A 19257-nucleotide genomic window follows, 5' to 3' on the forward strand; every position below is an offset into this window, starting at 1 on the left:
CGCGCCAGCGGCAAACACCCTGCCAGTGAATCCTATAGGAAATCGGATAACCGCGTGCGTAGCCGAGGGTGTCGTCGTCTACCGCAGCAGTCCCAAGTGCGCGAGCGCCTGCCGCACGAGTGTGCCGCGGCCGCCCTCCATTTCAGCAGCGAGGGCGTCGGATGCTGCGTCGCTCGGCGAAAACCAGCTGACCTCCAGTGCGTCCTGGCGCGGCTCGCAGGTGCCCGTCACGGGCACCACAAACGCTAATGACACCGCATGCTGGCGGTCATCGTGAAAAGCCGTAACACCGGGGATAGGAAAGTATTCGGCGATCGTAAAAGGAGTGGGAGCCGGTGGTAGCAGTGGAAAAGCCATGGGCCCCAGATCGTTTTCGAGGTGGCGAAAGAGAGCATCGCGCACGGTCTCACCAAAACGCACCCGGCCCGAAACAATCGTTCGCGTAATCTCGCCCAGTTCTGTCGCGCGCAACAGCACGCCCACCTGGGTCACCTGCCCCTCACCATCGGTGCGCACCGGAATCGCTTCGACATATAGCATCGGCAGGCGGCGTCGGGCCTCGGCCAGCTCAAGCTCACTCAACCACGCCGGATTTGTGTCATCCGAAAACGACTCGCCAAAATCGGGCAGATCGTTATCGCGGTCATCGGGATCTGGGTCGGGCGTGCGTACCACCATGACTCAGTTCTACCAGGCATCGCCACCAGCACGGTGTGCACGGGCAGACAACCGCGTTTCTGCGGCAATGTCACAGGCCACTGGCAGGATAGAAAACATGACGGATGCTCTGGTTATCAATTCCACCGCCACCCGCTGGGTTCACCGCAACACCGACGGGCCGTTGCTTGTTCTTTTGCACGGATACGGCGCCGACGAAAATGATCTGCTCGGCCTGGCCTCGTATCTGCCCGAACAGTTCAGCGTCGCCGCGGTACAGGCACCGCTCACGCCACCTTTTCCCACGCCCGGCAGGTCGTGGTACCCGATCGAGGGGCTCGATGGCCGCAGTGCCGAGACGGTCACCGCCGCCGCAACATCGTTTCTCCACTGGCTGCAGGCCACAGCCCCCGAACGCGAAGTGTCGCTGCTCGGGTTCTCGCAGGGGGCCGCCGTCTCACTGCAGGCACTCCGACTTGCCCCCGAACGCTTCACGAGCATCGTGGCGCTCAGCGGCTATGTCACGCCCGGCGACCTGCCGCACGACGAACAACTGCAGCAGCATCCGGTACCCGTATTCTGGGGCCGCGGCACCCACGACGACGTCATCCCCGCACCCCTCATCGACCACACCGCCCAGTGGCTCCCCAGCCACAGCAACCTCTCGGGTCGCGTATACACGGGACTCACCCATTCGATCTCAGAAGAAGAACTCGCCGACGTCCACACGTTTTTGTTGCGCTGGCACACCGACGCCGCACCACAGGCGAACCCCAAAGACAGCTAAGCTCCACAGCAGGAGCCACACAGTAGCGGCACGGCGCGACAGGGTAGTCGAGAAGGGACACATCCGCGGTGAGTGATGTTGCTATTGACTTTTCAGGGCGCAACACCCGACACACCGTGCATGAGCTCCGCACACGTTTGCGTGCACTCGCTACGAGTTCTGCCCCGGATGCTACGCACGCCCACCAGCGCGCAATTCTCCTCGCGCAGTTGTCGATAGCCCTCTGCGAAAACGATCCCGAACAGTCGCGCACCCTCGCAACAGAAGCGTACGAACTGGCGAACGGTGGCGAAGAGTCGCATCCGGTACCCCTCATCCATGCGCTGCTGGCACAGGCCATCGCCGACCTCGGACCCGACACCCTCGACCAGCGGCTGCAGTGGGCCCGGCAAGCGCTCACACTGTGCGTTGAGCACGAACAGCACAACCTCGGCAGCACCGCCCTCTTCATTTACCTGGGCGCACTCACCGAAAACGCCGACCTGCCTCTCATCGACCGCGAGCTTTCGAGCAAACACACCTCGCTCGGAGCGCTCGACGGCCTGCTCCGCGGCCGCCACGCCCTCTGGTTTCGCTGCATGCGAGCCACCGTCGACGGCCGCCACGAAGAAGCAGAAGCACTCGCCCATCAGGGATATGAACGAGCACGGCAAGAAAACGATCCCGATGCACAAACCGTGCTCATGGGCCAGCTCGCTGTCGTCCGCTGGCTCCAGGGACGCACACAAGAACTCGAGCCCCTCCTCCTACAAGCCCGACAACGGTTTCCTGAAGAACCCGTCTGGCACTGCGCTTTAGCGTGGGTGCTGTTCACTCAGCGTCGGCGTGCGGCCGCAACCGCCATCGTCCGCGACCTCACCGACATCACCCGGCGACGCCACGACCGCAACTGGCTCGCCGCCGTCGCCATCCTCGCCGAAGTGGTCGCCGAAATGGGTACCACCGACATGGTCAACGACCTGCGCACCACACTCGAACCCTACGCACACAGGCTCGTCAGCATCGGCAACGGAGTCACATGCTGGGGCACCGTCGCCCGGCCCCTCGCCCTACTCTCTATGCGTCTGGGCGACCACAAACACGCAGAAAAACACCTGCGCTACGCCATCGCCCTCTGCTCGCGTATGGGGGCCCGCGTCTGGCTCGCCGAAGCCCAATACGACCTCGCCCGCATACTGGCCCACACCCCCTCCACAGCTGACGAAGCCCACACGCTCGCCCGCGAAGCAGCAGCCGCTGTCCACAGTCACGGACCCCACCACCTCGCGCACGCCGCCCGACGACTACTACAAACGCTGCACACCAACCGGCACAGCACGCAACCGGCCGCAACAAGCGGCGAACCGCGCACTCCCAGCATCCGGGTCTTCGGAGAATTTTCTGTCACCGACACCACCGGCACTACCGTCTCGTGGCGATCACAGCGTGCACGCACTCTGCTGCAGTGCCTCGTTGCACGACGCGGAGCCGCCGTGTCACGCCACGCACTGTATGAACTGCTGTGGCCCGGCGAAGACTTTCACACACTCGGCAACCGCTTCTCGGTCGCGCTCTCGACCGTGCGGCGCAGCCTCGACCCGCAGCGAGAATTCGCAAGCAACCACTTCGTGCACACCACCAACGACCTCGTTCGACTCAATATCTCTCACGTCACCATTGACGCCGAAAACTTTCTCGAACGATCCCAGTGGGAACTCGCCTCGGCCCGCGCCCGCAACGAAGCAGGACGCCCCGCCGACGCCGTCGAATTTCATCGCATGGCCGAAACGTTCGACCTCGCCACCGGCCCCATCGCCCTCGACGACGCCTCCGTCGCCTGGGCCGACCGCCTCCACCGCGACATAGAAGGCGACCTGTGCGCACTCGGCCACCTCGTCGCCAACGAAGCCGTCACCAACAACGACCTACGAACCGCCATCGACACCTACCGCCGCATCCTCGACGTCGACATGTACGACCAGCACGCCCACACCGGCCTCATCACCAGCCTCCACCGCGTCGGACTCCACCGGCAAGCATCACAGGCCCGCAGCCGAGCTGCCGCCCTGCTCTCCGAAATCGGCATCGCGCTGCCGCCCCTCCCCGCCGGGCCGCCGCCCTCAGCGCCTTTTGCACCTGCACACGCTGCGTGGCCTGCACCCTCTGCGCGTTCTGCACCCTCTGCACCCTCCGCGCCCTCTGCACCCTCTGCCGAAAACAGGAAGATCGCCGAATAACGCAAGTTTCACGCCAAATCATGCGTCTTTCGGCAATTTTCCTGTTCTCGGTCAACCTCGAGCCCGCCAGGCACACGGCCACCACACACCCGCGCCACTTTTTCTCCACTCTTCGGCGTGTCGCAACCTCCGCGAGTATGTCTAAAGCCCGCGCACCCCGGTATCATTACGGTGCTGTCTCCGTTCCGACGGGGCTGATGCACCGCTTTGCGGGTTGTGTCTGATTACAGCTCATGATCGCGCGGTCGTGGCATTCGATTCGGGGGATTCCGGATGCCGCGGCCGCGGCCTTGTTTACTGCGCGCACGGCGTGCGAGGCACCGCACACCGCGGGGCACGGCTCCAGGCGCACGGCACCCCGCACGGCGCGGGGGCACGGCTCCAGGCACACCTCACCCCGCGCGGCGCACAGCTCCGGGGACACGACACCCGGTCCCCCGACACACGATACGGCGCACGATACACGACACGTGCCACCCCGGCACCCGGCACGGCGCACGGCACACGCCACCCCTGCACCCGGCACGGCACACGCCACCCCGGCACCCCGCACCCCGGCACACACGCGCTCGGCCCCGACCCCTCAGCGGGCCGGTTGGCCGAGAAAAACATCTTCAACATTGCCCTCTCGCGCAATGTCAGTGGCCCGGGCGAAGATAGATGTCGTGGTTGATGTGCTGCAGCGTTTCACCTCGGCAACCCAGGAGTGGTTCCGGGGCGCTTTTGCTGCGCCCACCGATGCACAGGTCGGCGCGTGGCAGACGATTTCGGGTGGCGAGCATGCGCTCGTGGTGGCGCCGACTGGTTCGGGTAAGACGCTGTCGGCGTTTCTTTGGGCTCTTGACACTGTTTTTCGTGAGCGTGCGGAGGTTCCGGATGCCCCGCAGCGCACCCGGATTCTCTATATTTCGCCGCTGAAGGCTCTCGGAGTCGATGTGGAGCGCAACCTTCGGTCGCCGCTGATTGGTATTGGGCAGGCAGCGCAGCGGCATGGCCAGCAGGTTCCGGATGTCACGGTGGGTGTTCGGTCGGGCGACACACCACCGAGTGAGCGTCGCAGGCTTGTGGCGCAGCCGCCCGACATTCTTATTACGACGCCCGAATCGCTGTATCTCATGCTGACGAGTAAGGCGCGCGAGACGCTCTCGGGTGTGCACACGGTGATTGTTGACGAGGTGCATGCGGTCGCTGCTACCAAGCGCGGTGCGCATCTTGCGCTCAGTCTTGAACGGCTCGACCAGCTGCTTACCGAGCAGAATTCACGACCGGATGCCGACTCGCGGCCGCCGCACGCCGGGCGTACTCGCGCCCAGCGCATCGGGCTTTCTGCCACGGTGCGGCCGCTCGATGAAGTGGCACGTTTTCTGGGCGGGGTGCAGCCGGTGCGGGTAGTGGCGCCGCGCGCGACCAAGGCCTTTGATGTTCATGTGGTTGTGCCGCTGCCCGATCTCACGTCGCCTCCGCCGGTTGTTGTCGACGCTGCAGCCAGCAGCCCGAATGCTGCGCATGACCCGGATGCTGGTGACCCGGGTGCCACTCATGGCCCAGAAGCGACACAGCCTGCGGGCGTGTGGCCGCATGTTGAAGAGGCGATTGTTGACCGGGTGCTGCAGCATCGCTCGACGATTGTGTTTGCGAACTCGCGTCGGTTGGCCGAGAAGCTCACGGCGCGACTGAATGAGATCGCGGCGTCGCGTGACGACCAGCATCCGGTGTTGGCTAAAGCCCACCACGGGTCGGTGTCAAAAGAGCAGCGGGCAATTGTTGAAGAAGAGTTGAAGTCGGGTGTTCTGCGCTGCGTTGTGGCGACGAGCAGTCTGGAACTTGGTATCGATATGGGTGCCGTTGATCTGGTTATTCAGGTCGCGGCACCCCCGTCGGCGGCGTCGGGTTTGCAGCGGATCGGCCGCGCCGGGCACCAGGTGGGTGAGGTGAGTCGGGCCGCGATTTTTCCGCCGCACCGGGCAGATGTTTTGCATTCGGCGGTGGTTACCGAGCGGATGCTGGCCGGCAGTATTGAGTCGATTCGGGTGCCGCAGAATCCTCTCGATATTTTGGCGCAGCAAACGGTGGCGGCGTGTGCGCTCGAGTCGATAGATGTCGAGGAGTGGTTCGATACGGTGCGGCGCAGTGCCCCCTTTGCTTCGCTGCCGCGCTCGGCTTTTGAAGCAACCCTCGACCTGGTGGCGGGGCGTTTTCCGTCCGATGAGTTTGCTGAGTTGCGCCCCCGTATCGTGTGGGATCGTGATGCGGGCACTCTCACGGGCCGCCCGGGTGCGCAGAGAATTGCGGTTACCAGTGGCGGCACGATTCCTGACCGCGGCCTGTTTGGTGTTTTTGTGGCGGGCGAAAAAGTGGGTGCCCGCGTGGGTGAGCTCGACGAAGAGATGGTGTACGAATCGCGGGTCGGTGACGTTTTTACGCTCGGCACCACCAGTTGGCGTATCGCCGAGATAACGCACGACCGTGTGCTGGTTACCCCGGCATTCGGCCAACCCGCACGTGTACCGTTTTGGCACGGCGATAGCCTCGGCAGGCCGTGGGAACTCGGAAAGGCTCTCGGGCAGTTCACGCGCGAGATTGCCGCAGCCTCGCCCGACTCCGCGCGCGAACGGCTGCGTGAGTCGGGTCTCGACGACAATGCACAAAATAACCTGCTCACTTATCTTGAGCAGCAAAAGCAGGCTACCGGCACGCTGCCCACTGACCGCGCTCTAACTGTCGAGCGGGGGCACGACGAAGTGGGCGACTGGCGCATCATTCTGCACTCTCCCTACGGCATGACTGTGCATGCACCGTGGGCGTTGGCGGTCGGTGCCCGCATCCGTGAACAGTGGGGGGTTGAGGCTTCTGCCGTGGCGAGTGACGACGGCATTATTGTGCGATTGCCGGATGCCGAGGCAGAGCCGCCGGGCGCCGAACTGTTCGTGTTTGATGCCGACGATATTGACCACGTTGTTACTCATGAGGTCGGCGGTTCAGCACTTTTCGCGTCGCGCTTCCGTGAATGTGCGGCCCGGGCCCTGCTTATGCCGCGCCACAATCCCGGCAAGCGCACGCCACTGTGGCAGCAGCGTCAGCGTTCAGCGCAACTACTCGAGGTCGCGCGGCGCCACCCCACTTTCCCGATCATCCTTGAAACACTGCGAGAAGTGCTGCAAGACGTCTACGACCTGCCAGCGCTACGGCGTCTCATGGACGACATCACTGCACGCCGCATCCGGCTGATCGACACCTCTCCCGCCCAGCCGTCGCCCTATGCGCGCGACCTGCTCTTTGGGTATGTGGGCGCGTTCATGTACGAGGGCGATTCTCCCCTCGCGGAACGGCGCGCTGCCGCGCTCTCGGTTGACCCGGCGCTACTGGGTGAACTGCTCGGCACAGTAGAAATGCGTGAGCTTCTCGACCCCGCTGTCATCGCCCAGTATGAACGCGAAGTGCAAAAGCTCGACCCGGCCCGGCGCGCATACGGCGCAGAAGGTGTTGCTGATCTGCTGCGCATGATCGGGCCCCTCACGGTTGATGAGATCGCTGCACGACTGGCATCCGACCCAGCACAACCTTCGCAGAGCGCATCTGAATGTGTCGAGCAGCTGGTACACCAGCGCCGCATTATTGAGGTCACTATCGCCGGCGAGCACCGCTATGCGGCCATAGAAGACGCCGGTCGTCTGCGCGACGCCCTCGGCACGGCACTGCCCGTGGGTATTCCCGTCGCTTTTCTCGAACCGGTTGCCGACCCGCTCGCCGACATCATCGGCCGGTACGCGCGCACGCACGGCCCGTTTACCAGCGAAGCGCTCGCGGCCCGTTACGGGCTGGGGGCGGCGGTCGTGCAGCACATGCTTGTTCGCCTCGAGCAGCAGGGGCGCGTGGTCAGCGGCTACTTCTTGGCTGCACGAGACGACAAAACACCAGAAGGCACAGCACCAGAGGGCACGGCTGCCGAGGCCGAACAGCGCGAGTGGTGCGATAGCGAGGGTCTGCGGCGACTGCGCATGCGGTCGCTCGCCGCTATTCGTGGCAGTGTCGAGCCGGCTCCGCAAACAGCTTTCGCTCGATTTCTGCCCGATTGGCAGCATGTGTCGCGGCCGCTCGAAGGTGTTGACGGTGTGCTCGCGGCCATCGAGCAGCTTGCCGGTGTTCCTATCCCTGCCAGCGCCTGGGAGACCCTCGTGTTGCCTTCGCGCGTGCACGACTATCAGCCGAGCATGCTCGACGAACTCACGGCATCCGGCGAAGTGGTGTGGGCCGGGCATGGTGCACTCGGCAGTGATGACGGCTGGGTGAGCCTGCATCCGGCTGATCTTGCAAGCTTTACGCTGGCTACCCCCGGAGATACCCCGGATGCTGGTTCTTTAGGCGAACAGATTGTGTCATCCCTGCAACACGGCGGCGCCTCATTTGCCGCGCAGCTTCGAACGGTCACAGACGCCACCAATGAACAGCAGGTGCGCGAGGCACTCTGGCAACTGGTGTGGGCCGGGCTCGTGACCAACGACACTTTTGCTCCCCTGCGTGCGCTGCTCTCCGGCGGCAGCCAGGCCCACCGCAGTGTGCGAAAGCCGCCGCGTACGCGCTCATTTCGCGGAGTCAGTATGGGCCGTACGGCTGCGCGAGCCGGTGCAGAAAACCCGAGTTCCCGTATGTCAGGTGGCCGCTGGGCTCTGCTGCCCGACCGCGAACAGGCCCCCGAACGCATTGCCACGGTGCAGGCCGGGTTGCTGCTTGACCGCTATGGCGTGGTCACTCGCGGATCGGTACAGGCCGAGGGTCTCTCGGGTGGCTTTGCGCAGGTATACCGGATGCTGGCCGGCTTTGAACAGGCCGGACACTGCCGCCGCGGATACGTGATTGAAAAGCTCGGCGCAGCACAGTTCGCCGCGTCGACAACGGTTGACCGCCTGCGCGAATTTGTTCGTGACGACACGGATGCTCCTGGTACCACCGCCTCGCTGCACGCGGTAACGCTGGCTGCGACCGACCCGGCAAATCCCTTCGGTGCAGCGTTGCCGTGGCCTGAAGTTGATGACCGTAAGCATCGTCCGGCGCGAAAAGCCGGGGCCCTGGTCGTCATTGTCGACGGCCATCTTGCTCTCTACATCGAGCGAGGAGGACGCACGATGCTCACTTTTAGCGACTCTGACGAGGTCGTGCACGCGGCGCTGTCACACTTGGCCGAAACAGCGCGCCATCGACGCCTCGAAACCATGACCGTGCAAAAAATTAATGGCCAACCCGTGTATAACGGCGATGAGGGTTTCCGGATGCGGCTGGCTCTCGCCGATGTCGGGTTTACCGCCACTCCGCGTGGCTTTGCACTACGAAAGGTGCTGTGATCATGCTGGCCGAGTTTTTTGTCGGAGTACGCACCCTGGCCCGCGGGTTCGGGGTGTGGCGCACACGACCTGCGCTCATGGCCCTCGGCCTCGTGCCCGCACTGATCACCCTCGCACTACTCGCTGCCGCACTTGTTCCGCTCTTTTTCTCCCTCGGCGCTGTGACAGCGTGGGCCACACCCTTTGCTGAAGGTTGGGCAACGGGATGGCAGGTGACGCTGCGCAGCGCCCTCGGCATCGTGGTGGTTCTCGCCGCACTGGCACTGTCGGCGCTCATATTCCCCGCGCTCACGCTCATCATTGGTGACCCGTTTTATCAGCGCATTTGGCGCGCCGTCGAGGCCGATCTCGGCGGCGATGTTCCCGCCGGTGATGGCAGTTGGTGGACGAGCGTTACCGAGTCGATCAGCCTGCTGCTGTGGGGCATGCTCATTGCTGTCTGCGTTCTTCTTGTCGGGCTCATCCCGCTTATCGGTGCGCCTGTCGCCGCGGTGGGCGGTCTCATCAGTACAGGGTTTGTGCTGGCCCGCGATCTCACGGCGCGAGCATTTAACGCTCGAGAATTTACCCCCGAATACCGAGCGGCGCTGTTTGGTGCGGCTCGTGCGCGCACGATCGGGTTCGGTGTTGCTACCCAGTTGTGCTTTGCCATTCCACTGGGTGCCGTGATCGTCGTGCCCGCAGCCGTTGCCGGCTCAACCTTCCTTGCCCGCGACCTGCGCAACAGGCTAGAGACACCCGGCGCGCACCAGCCCGAAGCCTACGAAGGCCGCACCGATGCCCGAGGGCGACACTGATGCCCGAGGGTGACACTGATGCCCGAGGGTGACACTGTTTTTCGCACCGCTCACCGTCTCGACGCTGCGCTGGCCGGTCACACCGTGACGACGTTCGATGTGCGTGTTCCGCGCGCCGCGACAGTCGACCTCACCGGAGCCACAGTGCACGAGGTGGTTGCTCGAGGAAAGCACCTTCTCCTGCGCATCGGCACCAATACACTGCACTCACACCTGCGCATGGAGGGAGCCTGGCTGCTCTACCCACCCGGGCAGCGTTATCGGCACGCTGATCACCGGGTTCGGGCCGTCGTGGGCACAGCAGCATCCGTCGCCGTCGGCGTTGACCTGGCGATGGTCGAAGTCACACCGACAAAAAACGAAGCCGCACTGATCGGCCACCTGGGCCCCGACCCGCTGGCCTCTGACTGGGATGCCCCGCAGGCTGTCGCACGAGTGCAGTCCGACCCGCGGGCCATCCATGTAGCGCTCCTCGACCAGCGCAATGTTGCCGGTTTCGGTAATGAATACGGTTCAGAACTGTTGTTCTTACGCGGAATCATGCCAACCACACCCACCAGCGATGTTGACGTTGCAGCACTCATCACCCTCGGTGCCCGTACGCTGCAGGCCAACCGCTATCGCGTGCGGCGCACCTTCACGGGAGACACACGCCGCGGGCGCACCCACTGGGTGTATGGCCGAGCTGGCCGACCCTGCTTGCGATGTGGAACACTGATCGAGCGCGGAAACATCGGGGCCCGAGCCGACCAGCAGCGCATTGTATTCTGGTGCCCGCACTGCCAAAAAGCCCCGTTATAACGCGCGCGGACAGCTTTGTCTACGCCGTTTTATTCTCACGGGAATGAAATGAGACTGAGCGTGGTTATGTCTAAGTCCGGACGTTCCGGCTGACGGGAGGTTTCTGTGGGCAAGAACTACATCGACATCGAAGACGACCAGGGTGGCACGCTGCGCTATCGCAAGCACCCCAATGGTCGAGGATTCGTCGCGCACGGCGCGAAGGTGCACCGAGAGGCATATATCGCGTCGGGAGCCTATGTCGAACCTGGAGCCCTTGTAGGGCAAGGGGCACACTTGGCTCGAGGCGCCTGGGTAGAAAGCGACGCCCGAGTAGGAGCAGGGGCATCGCTTGAAGCTCACGCTCACGTGGGGCCCGGCGCAGTAATTGGCGATCGCGCGCAAATTGGTGTGCGCACCTTTATTGGTGCCGACACTCGCGTGGCCGCCGGCGTGCGCATCGGTCACGACGAATCAATACCACCACAATCCGAAGTCAACCCTGACCGCAAAGGTTTTTGGTTGGCTGCCTAGAAGGTGATCACGGGCGGGCCCCGGTACTCTAAACACCATGGCTCGTAAGCGGTTCTCTGCGCGCCGCTCCCCCGGCGCGCAGCGTGCACGCCAGGCACGGCCCGCCCCAGCACCAAAAAAATCCCAGCCGACCGAAACGCCGGCACCGACACCGCAGCATCGTCTGCGCGTAGGCGTCATTCCCGGTGCCACGCCCGGCAAATGGGTCGACACGTGGCAGCAACGTTTTTCGCGCGCCCCTCTCGAACTGGTTGAGGTTGCTGCGCGCGACGCTGTGCAGGCAGTGCGTGAGGGCACGGTTGATATTGCTATCGCGCGGCTGGATAGAGAAGCATCCGGCTCCCCTGACGACCTGCACGTTATTCGCCTCTACACCGAGTTGGCCGTGGTCGTGGCACACCGCGACTCTTTTTTGCTCGCCGCCAACGAACTCGCCCTGGCTGACCTCGAAGGGCAGGGGCTGCTGCCGTTGAACGACGAAGTGATTGCGGCGGCCGACCTGCGGCATCCGGAGTGGATCGATACTGCACCGCTCACCCCCGAAGAAGCGATCGCCACGGTTGCCGCCGGGGTGGGTGCCACGGTTGTGCCGATGTCATTGGCGCGGCTGCACCAGCGCGGCGATGTCGGCTACCGTCCACTGACCGATGGCCCACCGTTGCCCGTGGGCCTGGTGTGGCGGCGCGACCATGAGCCGGTAGAGGTGACGGCGTTTATCGGTGTCGTTCGCGGGCGCACATCGAACTCGTCACGCTGACATAGGCTTTTGAGCATGCAAGAACTGGCGTATGTGGGGGTTCGACCAGAACGTGATGCCGCCGATGCAGAATATGCGTCGTTCTGCTCCGCTATGGGTCTGGCCCCGGAAGAACTGTCGCGCATCGATCTGGTGCAGGCACCACTGAGCGACCACGATTTGCAGCGCCACCGGGGTTTTGTGGTGGGCGGTTCGCCCTTTAACGTCGCCGACGCCGATGTGTCTGACCTGCAGCGTCGAGTAGAACACGATCTCGAACGCATTGCCGAAAGGGCCCTGGATGCCGCAACAACGGCCATGTTCACCTGCTACGGCATTGGCGTGCTCACCCGGATGCTGGGCGGCCAGGTGGTGCGTGATTTTCCTGAGCCCGCCAGCGCCGCCACAGTAACCGTCACCCCCAACGCCGCCATCGACCCCGTTTTTGGCCCCGCCGGGCCCTCCTTTCTCGCATTCACCGCCCATAAAGAGGCGGCAGCAGCCGCGCCCGCGGGCGCCGTGCCGCTCGCTACGAACGACGCCTGCCCCGTGCAGGCGTACCGGGTGGGTGACACCGTGTATGCAACGCAGTTTCACCCCGAAGTAACCCCGGCCGACTTCGCGCACCGCATGACGTTTTACCGGTCGACCGGCTATTTTGATCCCGCGCAGTTCGAGGCGGTACGCAGCCGTGTCGTGGCAGCAGCGGTGAGTGAGCCGGTGCGTCTGCTGCACCGTTTCGCCCGCTTACCGATCACGGCCGCGTCACTCTAGCTCACGGACCCAGCACCAGCACAGCGCCGGTCACGCGCCCTGCAGGTTCAACTGTTCGTCAAGATAACCTGCCAGCGGCGCGGGGTCGCCTGTGCGACTCCATTTCACGTGCGGTATGTTGCCCAGCAGTATGAGGGGCCCGGATGCCTGCTGCTCGGCCAACTGCACGGTGTCGATCGTCGTCCAGTCCAGGTGCACCACTTCGCCATCACGAAAGCCGCCGCGGTGCGCTTCGGCCTGCAGCTGCGCGCGGGAGCGGGCCGATTCGGCGGTGTATCCACGGCGCACGTGGTGGGCAGCGCGAAAAATTGTGCCGGTGCCAAAAACCTGGTCATCGCTCAGCAGCAGCGCACCCAGGCGCCAGGCGCTGCCTGCCCGCACGATCCTTCGACCACGCCAGCGCCCCTGTTTGAGCACGCCCAAGCCTTCCTGCGGTAGTTCCGCTGCGGCGGCCCGCTGCCGGGCGTCTGCCAGAGCTGTTTCCAGCGCCTGCAGTGCGACGCTCGCGGCATTGTCGGTGTTGTCCACGCCCCCAGCGTAATGCTGCCGATTCGCCTCTGCGCCGTGGGAGGGGGAGAATTGCTGCGGATACTGTGCTTGAGCACGAGGAGAAACGATGACCCAGCCCGATACCGCCCGACTTTTGATCACGTGTGCCGATCAGCCCGGCATTGTTTCGGCGGTGGCGGGCGTTCTTGCCGAGCACGGGGCGAACATTATTTCTCTCGATCAGCATTCGACCGATGCCGAAGACGGCCGGTTTTTTCAGCGCACCGTGTTGCACCTGGATGGTCTTGCCGCCAAACGTCCGGCGTTAGAGGCTTCGGTGGCCGAGGTTGCGGAGCGTTTTCGCATGGACTGGTCGCTGCACGATGTTTCACGCCGCAAGCGTGTGGCTATTTTTGTTTCGCGCTACGACCACTGCCTCATGGAGCTGCTGTGGCGGGCGCAGCGGGGCCAGCTCGATATCGACATCACGATGGTCGTGTCGAACCACCCCGATTTGGCGAACCAGGTGCGCACTTTTGGTGTGCCGTTTGTGCATATTCCTGCCGAAGATAAGGCCGAGATGGAGAACCGTCAGATCGAACTGTTGCATGGCAATGTCGATCTGGTGGTGCTCGCGCGCTATATGCAGATTCTGAGTGACGACTTCTTGCGCCGTATCGAGGCACCGGTGATCAACATTCACCACTCATTCCTCCCGGCGTTTATTGGCGCGAACCCCTATGCGCGGGCCAAGGAGCGTGGCGTGAAGCTCATCGGCGCGACCGCCCACTATGCCACGGCCGACCTTGATGAAGGCCCGATTATTGAACAGGATGTCACGCGCGTAACACACGCCGAATCGGCAGCCGAATTGCAAAGCCGTGGCGCCGAAGTGGAGCGCCTGGTGTTGGCTCGCGCCGTGAAATGGCACTGTGAAGACCGCGTTATTGTGCACGGCCATTCGACCGTGATTCTTTAGCGGGTTCGGTAACGCTACGCCCTCAGCCCCGCAGCGAGTTCGGCGAAGACTTCTGTAGCCGAGACTGCGCGAGCAAGCGGTGCCGACTGCCCCAGCCACAGCGATTGCAGTTCGCCTTTTTCTTGTCGCCCGGCAGGTGCGCGAAACTGCCCGGTGAGCCAGTTTTGTGCCGGGAATGGTGCGATGCTTCCGGATGCTTCAATTTCACGCACAACCCGGTTTTCAGCGCCGCGCGCCAACCGGCCACTCATGGCTCGTGTGAGTACGCTCTCGTGGGCTGCGGTGTGCGCTATTGCGTAGCGGTGTGACTTGTTGGCGGCAGATTCGTGCGCTGCGAGGAACGCTGTTCCCACCTGAACCCCGCTGGCGCCCAGTGCGCGGGCTGCTGCAACTCCGCGCCGGTCAGCGATACCGCCCGCGGCAATAACAGGAATATTCCACTCCGCGACGGCGTCGACCACCTGCGGCACGAGCGCTATTGTGCCGACGAGCGACCGCTCTGCCTCGCGCAAGAACGATACCCGGTGGCCTGCCGCTTCGGCGCCCGTTGCCACGACAGCATCGACACCGCCTTCGGCAAGGGCAACAGCCTCAGGCACGGTTGTTGCTGTTCCCACCACCCGGATGCCGCGCCGGTGCGCTTCTTCCACCGTGGCCGCATCGGGCACCCCATAGACGATACTCAGCACGGCAGGGGCAGCAGCAAAAATGGCGTCGAGCTGTTCGTCGTGCGAGGGAAGGTACTGGTCAGGGCGCGGAGGGACGGGTATGCCAACCTCGGCATAGAATGGTGCGAGGGCGCGAGCCCAGGCGTCGTGCGCAGCATCCGGAGCTACTTCTTCGCCGGTAGGAAGCCAAATATTGGCGGCAAAGGGTTGATCGGTGGCTGCCCGCAATTCGTCGATCGTGGAACGTATGCGGTCGCCGGTATATCCATAGAAGCCGTACGAACCGAGGCCACCGGCGTTACTGACCGCGGCCGTGAGCGCAACCGACGATAAACCACCAAAGGGCGCTAAAACAATGGGAGCGGTGAGGTCGACGAGGCTGCGCAAATCGGTCATGCCCTTACGCTACGCCTGCCCGAGCGGCACCGGGGCAAGTGTGACGGGAGTATTACTCGTCGTGCTCGCGGGGCTCGGCGCTGTCGTGCTCGTGGACCTCGGCGATGTCGTGCTCTGTGGCGATGATCGGTATGGGTGCTGTCATGCGGGCGATTTCGGGGGCTGCCTCTTGTTCGCGCACGGTGGCCCGCCGAGCGCTCAGTGTCGTACCGACGCTGGCTGCCACGACGCACACAATGGCGAGCATGCGCAGCAGTGTGGGCACCTGGGCGAGCAGCATCCACCCGGCAAGGGCTGCGATGGCAGGTTCGAGGCTGAGCAGCACACCAAATACGCGCTGCGGTAGTCGTCGCAGCGCAATGAGTTCGAGAGTGTAGGGAATCACCGATGCCAAGAGCGCCGTACCCACCGCCAAGATGAGCAGGTGCGGGTCGACAGCCACCGCGATCGCTGCCGGAACTCCGAACGGCAATAGCAGCACCGAGGCAATCGCGAGGGCCACGGCAAGGCCACCAATGCCGGGGATGAGAATGCCCACGCGGGTGCTTTTGCGTATGTAATACGCCCAAAAAGCCGCGGCGACAAGCGCGAATCCGGCCCCGATCGGATCGAGCTTTTCTGCCCCCGCAATGCCGTCAATACCGATCAAGATCATGCCGGTAAGCGCGAGCCCCACCCACGAGAAATCACGCACGGTTCGTGTGAGAGCTGCGGCCAAAAATAGTGGCCCTAAGAACTCAATAGCCACAGCCGTGCCCAGCGGAATGCGTTCAATAGCGGCGTAAAAGGCACCGTTCATACCCGCGAGTGAGACACCAAACCAGATCACCGCCCACCACTGCTGCTTGTTCCAGCGGTGCGCGCGCGGGCGCACGGCAATGAGCACGATGAGGGCGGCGATAGACAGACGCAGTGCTGTGACCGCCCACGCGCCCAGCACAGGGAACAGTTGCACGGCCAGCGCTGCACCAAACTGCAATGACACCGCTGAACCGAGCATGAGAGCCACGGATGCGCCGATTCCCCCCGGAATACGGAACTGCATAGGTACAGCCTGGCAAACAATGCCGCCCGACGTCTACTTGGTTACCTCGCAGCGCGCGCTTCACAGAGGCTGGAGTGACCCGTAGGGCAGTATGCCGGTGGCGATATATCGGCCGCGCAAGTGTGCCCACTGACTCCATGAGCCGGTGTAGATGCGCGATGCGACACCGATGCTGTGCAGGGCGAGTGCAGTGTGGGCCGAGGCTATTCCCGAGCCGCAATAGATTCCTACTTCGCTACCGGGCGTTATTCCTACCTGTGAGAAGGTGCGGCGCAGCCAGTGCTGTGCGTTCATGCGCCCGTTGCTGTCGATGTGCGCCAACGTGGGCAGGTTGATGGCACCCGGGATGTGGCCGCCGAGGGGGTCAGGGTGAGCACGCTGGCCGCTGTAGTGTTCGGGCGAGCGGGCATCGATCACGATGCCGGTGCGCGCATATTCTTCGACGGTGTCGGCGGTGAGCTCGTCGTCGCCGGTGGGTGCGGTCAGGTGAATGGTGCCGCGGGGCGGCCGTACGTCGCCGTGCTCGATCGGCAGTCCTTCGAGAACCCACGCGGTTAGGCCTCCGTTCAGTACGCGCACATCGACACCCGTGCGGCGCAGCAGCCACCATAGGCGTGCCGCGGCCACACCGCTGATGTCGTCGTAGGCAACCACAATGTCGCCGGGGCGCAGCCCCCATCCGCGGGCGGCGCGCTCTAAACGTGCGGTGGCGGGTACGGGGTGTCTTCCGGATGCCGGGTTGCTGCGCTGCGCTAATTCTCTTTCGAGATCGACATAGACGGCACCGGGCAGGTGGCCGCGAATATAGTCGGGGCGCCCCTCGGGAATATCGAGTCGCCAGCGCACGTCGAGCAGGCGCAGGCGGCGATGCGGTGAGAACTGCTGCTGCGCGAGGAGTTCGGCGAGGCCGTGCGGTTCGATGAGCACGCTGGCGGGCGTGGAGTTGGGCACGGTGGTCGGCGGGGTCATGATGTTATCGAGCGTCGGCCTCTTCGCGCGGGCGCGGTAGCGCGGTTGACATACGGGGTCACGCTGGGTCATGCAGCGTCATACGCGGAACATTTCACTCTTGTGACGCGCGGCACGCTTGCGTTATGTTGTGGGGGTGGGCGGCGTTGCCCATACGCAGCATCAGCAAGGAGGCCTCTGTGACTACGGCATCTCGTTCCGAAGCCGATACCCACAACCGCAATGAACGCGACCTCGAAGAGGGAATCGTCACCGACCTGCGCCAGCGCGAAACGTACGGTTCTTATCTCGACCTCGACCGACTGCTCAGTGCGCAGCATCCGGTGAGTGTTCCGGAACACCACGACGAAATGCTGTTTATTATTCAGCACCAGACGACCGAGCTGTGGCTCAAGCTCATGCTGCACGAACTGAGTAAAGCCCGCGAACTCTTAGCGGCCGACGACCTGCGCGAAGCCCTCAAACCCATTGCGCGCATCAAACATATTCAAGACGTCATTACCCGGCAGTGGTCGGTGTTGGCCACACTCACACCCACCGAATATGCGCAGTTTCGCGGATTCTTAGGCACGTCTTCGGGTTTTCAGTCGGTGCAGTATCGCGCGGTTGAGTTTGCGCTGGGCAATAAGAATGGCCGGATGCTGCGCGTCTTCGACAATCATGCCGAAAACCATGCCCTGCTCTTAGCCGAGTATGAGCGCCCCACCCTGTACGACGAATTTTTGCGTTTCGTGGCTCGTCGTGGCCTGGCTGTACCCCAAGAAATTCTTGACCGTGACGTACGCGAACCGTATCGAGAGCACACCGACCTGATTCCGCTCATCCGCGAAATCTATGTCAACCATCACGAGCACTGGGAACTCTACGAGGCCTGCGAAGAACTGGTTGACGTCGAAGACAATTTTCAGTTCTGGCGGTTCCGCCACCTGCGCACCGTGGCACGCACGATCGGATGGAAACGCGGCACGGGTGGTTCGAGCGGCGTCGACTTTTTGCGGCGAGCGCTTGACCTCACCTTCTTTCCCGAGCTGTATTCGGTACGCACCGAGATTGGTGCCTAATGCGTGCTGTCACATTTTTTGATGGTGAACTGCGTGAGGGCACGCTTATTGTTGAGCATCCAGAACCGGGGGCATCCGGTGTGCGGCTTCTCGCTCAACCACCGCCTCCGGGCACCCCTCGCCTCGACGGCGACGACGGCCGTACCGACAGTGTTGTGACGGGTCGTTTTACCGACCATCACACGCATCTGCAGCTGGTCGACAGCGCAGCGCTGCCGTCTAGCCGCCTCGGCCGCGTCGTCGATCTCGGCGGCACGAGCAGCGTTATCGCTGAGCTCGCCGAGACGCTCGCGCACGACGAACCGAGTGTGACAACGGTGTGGGCGGGGCCGTTTCTGACCGCACCGGGTGGTTACCCGAGTGATCGGTCGTGGGCGGCATCCGGGGCCGTGGCAGAGATCGCCGATGCCGAACAGGCTACCCAGGCCGTGCGCGCAGCCGCTGCAGGCGGAGCCACGCTCATTAAAGTCGTCGCGCATTCGCTGGCGGGCCCGACCCTCAGCGACGAACTGTTTACCGCCATTGTGCGTGCCGCACACCAGCACCGCCTCGCCGTTGTTGCGCACGCCGAAGGGCCGGGGCAGGCCACGCGCGCCGTACGTCTGGGGGCAGCGCTACTCGCCCACGCCCCGTTTAGTGAACGGTTAAGCAGTAGCGAACTGCGCATGCATGCAGCATCCGCCGCCTGGATCTCGACCCTGGCGATTCACGACGATGCCGACCGCGCCACCGCCATCGACAACATTCGCCGCTTTCGTTCACTCGGCGGCGATGTGCTCTACGGCACCGATATGGGTAACGGCGAGGGCGTCGTTGATGTTCGCGAACCAGAAATTGTGGCGCTGCGCGAAGCGGGCGTCACAGGAATCGACCTGCTCACCGCACTCTCTCCTGCATCGCCCGTCACGCCGGGCGAACCCCTGCTGTTAACTCCCCTCGACAACCCCGCAGCGGCGCGGCGACTCACCGCCGACGACGCCGCAGCCGACAACACTGCCCCGTAAAAGCCCTTCTCGTTCCCGAACGTTCC

General features: G+C 63.7%; 16 protein-coding genes. 11 read left to right on the top strand and 5 right to left on the bottom strand.

What is annotated here, in order from left to right:
- Positions 1–78: 78 nt before the first annotated feature.
- On the bottom strand, positions 79–678 hold the full coding sequence (locus tag ACQUSW_RS10980) for an NUDIX hydrolase family protein (protein ID WP_428932342.1): 600 nt from the start codon (positions 676–678) through the stop codon (positions 79–81).
- 97 nt (positions 679–775) lie between these two features.
- On the opposite strand from ACQUSW_RS10980, the gene ACQUSW_RS10985 reads away from it, so the two are divergent.
- From ACQUSW_RS10985 to ACQUSW_RS11020, 8 genes are all read left to right on the top strand, one after another.
- Positions 776–1444 (top strand): alpha/beta hydrolase, encoded by a 669-nt coding sequence (locus ACQUSW_RS10985; RefSeq protein WP_428932343.1) that lies wholly within the window; start codon positions 776–778, stop codon positions 1442–1444.
- A gap of 68 nt (positions 1445–1512) precedes the next feature.
- Complete coding sequence (locus ACQUSW_RS10990) at positions 1513–3660, top strand: ATP-binding protein (protein WP_428932344.1); 2148 nt, start codon at positions 1513–1515, stop codon at positions 3658–3660.
- A gap of 665 nt (positions 3661–4325) precedes the next feature.
- Positions 4326–8999 (top strand): Lhr family ATP-dependent helicase, encoded by a 4674-nt coding sequence (locus ACQUSW_RS10995; protein ID WP_428932345.1) that lies wholly within the window; start codon positions 4326–4328, stop codon positions 8997–8999.
- A gap of 2 nt (positions 9000–9001) precedes the next feature.
- Positions 9002–9796, top strand: coding sequence for an EI24 domain-containing protein (locus tag ACQUSW_RS11000; RefSeq protein WP_428932493.1), 795 nt, complete (start codon positions 9002–9004; stop codon positions 9794–9796).
- Between the two features lie 18 nt (positions 9797–9814).
- The gene (locus ACQUSW_RS11005) at positions 9815–10597 is read left to right on the top strand and encodes an Fpg/Nei family DNA glycosylase (RefSeq protein WP_428932346.1); all 783 of its coding nucleotides are present in this window, start codon (positions 9815–9817) and stop codon (positions 10595–10597) included.
- Between the two features lie 105 nt (positions 10598–10702).
- Positions 10703–11110, top strand: a complete 408-nt coding sequence (locus ACQUSW_RS11010) for a transferase (protein WP_428932347.1) — start codon at positions 10703–10705, stop codon at positions 11108–11110.
- A gap of 37 nt (positions 11111–11147) precedes the next feature.
- On the top strand, positions 11148–11867 hold the full coding sequence (locus ACQUSW_RS11015) for a LysR family transcriptional regulator substrate-binding protein (protein ID WP_428932348.1): 720 nt from the start codon (positions 11148–11150) through the stop codon (positions 11865–11867).
- A 15-nt stretch (positions 11868–11882) separates the two neighbouring features.
- Positions 11883–12620, top strand: a complete 738-nt coding sequence (locus ACQUSW_RS11020) for a glutamine amidotransferase-related protein (RefSeq protein WP_428932349.1) — start codon at positions 11883–11885, stop codon at positions 12618–12620.
- Positions 12621–12650: 30 nt separating this feature from the next.
- On the opposite strand, the gene ACQUSW_RS11025 is transcribed toward ACQUSW_RS11020, so the two are convergent.
- A complete protein-coding gene (locus tag ACQUSW_RS11025; RefSeq protein WP_428932350.1) occupies positions 12651–13148 on the bottom strand; it encodes a glutaminase in 498 nt (165 codons plus the stop codon).
- An 88-nt stretch (positions 13149–13236) separates the two neighbouring features.
- Here ACQUSW_RS11025 and purU point away from each other — a divergent pair, with 88 nt between their 5' ends.
- Positions 13237–14088, top strand: coding sequence for a formyltetrahydrofolate deformylase (gene purU, locus ACQUSW_RS11030; protein ID WP_428932351.1), 852 nt, complete (start codon positions 13237–13239; stop codon positions 14086–14088).
- 14 nt (positions 14089–14102) lie between these two features.
- Here the strand turns inward: purU and ACQUSW_RS11035 are convergent, their stop codons facing one another.
- From ACQUSW_RS11035 to ACQUSW_RS11045, 3 genes are read right to left on the bottom strand one after another with little or no spacing between them, the layout of a single operon-like run.
- Complete coding sequence (locus ACQUSW_RS11035) at positions 14103–15152, bottom strand: NAD(P)H-dependent flavin oxidoreductase (RefSeq protein ID WP_428932352.1); 1050 nt, start codon at positions 15150–15152, stop codon at positions 14103–14105.
- Positions 15153–15204: 52 nt separating this feature from the next.
- Complete coding sequence (locus ACQUSW_RS11040) at positions 15205–16197, bottom strand: EamA family transporter (protein WP_428932353.1); 993 nt, start codon at positions 16195–16197, stop codon at positions 15205–15207.
- Positions 16198–16257: 60 nt separating this feature from the next.
- Entirely contained in the window at positions 16258–17238 is a 981-nt protein-coding gene (locus tag ACQUSW_RS11045) for a sulfurtransferase (RefSeq protein WP_428932354.1), read from the bottom strand.
- 107 nt (positions 17239–17345) lie between these two features.
- On the opposite strand from ACQUSW_RS11045, the gene ACQUSW_RS11050 reads away from it, so the two are divergent.
- Both ACQUSW_RS11050 and ACQUSW_RS11055 read left to right on the top strand, forming a co-directional pair.
- On the top strand, positions 17346–18227 hold the full coding sequence (locus ACQUSW_RS11050; protein WP_428932355.1) for a tryptophan 2,3-dioxygenase: 882 nt from the start codon (positions 17346–17348) through the stop codon (positions 18225–18227).
- Positions 18227–19231 (top strand): hydrolase, encoded by a 1005-nt coding sequence (locus tag ACQUSW_RS11055; protein WP_428932356.1) that lies wholly within the window; start codon positions 18227–18229, stop codon positions 19229–19231. Before ACQUSW_RS11050 ends, ACQUSW_RS11055 begins: the two co-directional genes overlap by 1 nt.
- Positions 19232–19257: the final 26 nt, after the last annotated feature.

Origin of the sequence: Microbacterium luticellae, from assembly GCF_050408645.1 — a bacterium.
In the GTDB taxonomy this organism is placed as follows: Bacteria; Actinomycetota; Actinomycetes; order Actinomycetales; family Microbacteriaceae; genus Microbacterium.

Coding starts and splice junctions, on each gene's coding strand:
- ACQUSW_RS10985 (WP_428932343.1), top strand. CDS start 776: ATGACGGATGCTCTGGTTATCAATTCCACCGCCACCCGCTGGGTTCAC.
- ACQUSW_RS11000 (WP_428932493.1), top strand. CDS start 9,002: ATGCTGGCCGAGTTTTTTGTCGGAGTACGCACCCTGGCCCGCGGGTTC.
- ACQUSW_RS10980 (WP_428932342.1), bottom strand. CDS start 678: ATGGTGGTACGCACGCCCGACCCAGATCCCGATGACCGCGATAACGAT.
- purU (WP_428932351.1), top strand. CDS start 13,237: ATGACCCAGCCCGATACCGCCCGACTTTTGATCACGTGTGCCGATCAG.
- ACQUSW_RS11045 (WP_428932354.1), bottom strand. CDS start 17,238: ATGACCCAGCGTGACCCCGTATGTCAACCGCGCTACCGCGCCCGCGCG.
- ACQUSW_RS11015 (WP_428932348.1), top strand. CDS start 11,148: ATGGCTCGTAAGCGGTTCTCTGCGCGCCGCTCCCCCGGCGCGCAGCGT.
- ACQUSW_RS11035 (WP_428932352.1), bottom strand. CDS start 15,152: ATGACCGATTTGCGCAGCCTCGTCGACCTCACCGCTCCCATTGTTTTA.
- ACQUSW_RS11040 (WP_428932353.1), bottom strand. CDS start 16,197: ATGCAGTTCCGTATTCCGGGGGGAATCGGCGCATCCGTGGCTCTCATG.
- ACQUSW_RS11005 (WP_428932346.1), top strand. CDS start 9,815: ATGCCCGAGGGTGACACTGTTTTTCGCACCGCTCACCGTCTCGACGCT.
- ACQUSW_RS11055 (WP_428932356.1), top strand. CDS start 18,227: ATGCGTGCTGTCACATTTTTTGATGGTGAACTGCGTGAGGGCACGCTT.
- ACQUSW_RS11020 (WP_428932349.1), top strand. CDS start 11,883: ATGCAAGAACTGGCGTATGTGGGGGTTCGACCAGAACGTGATGCCGCC.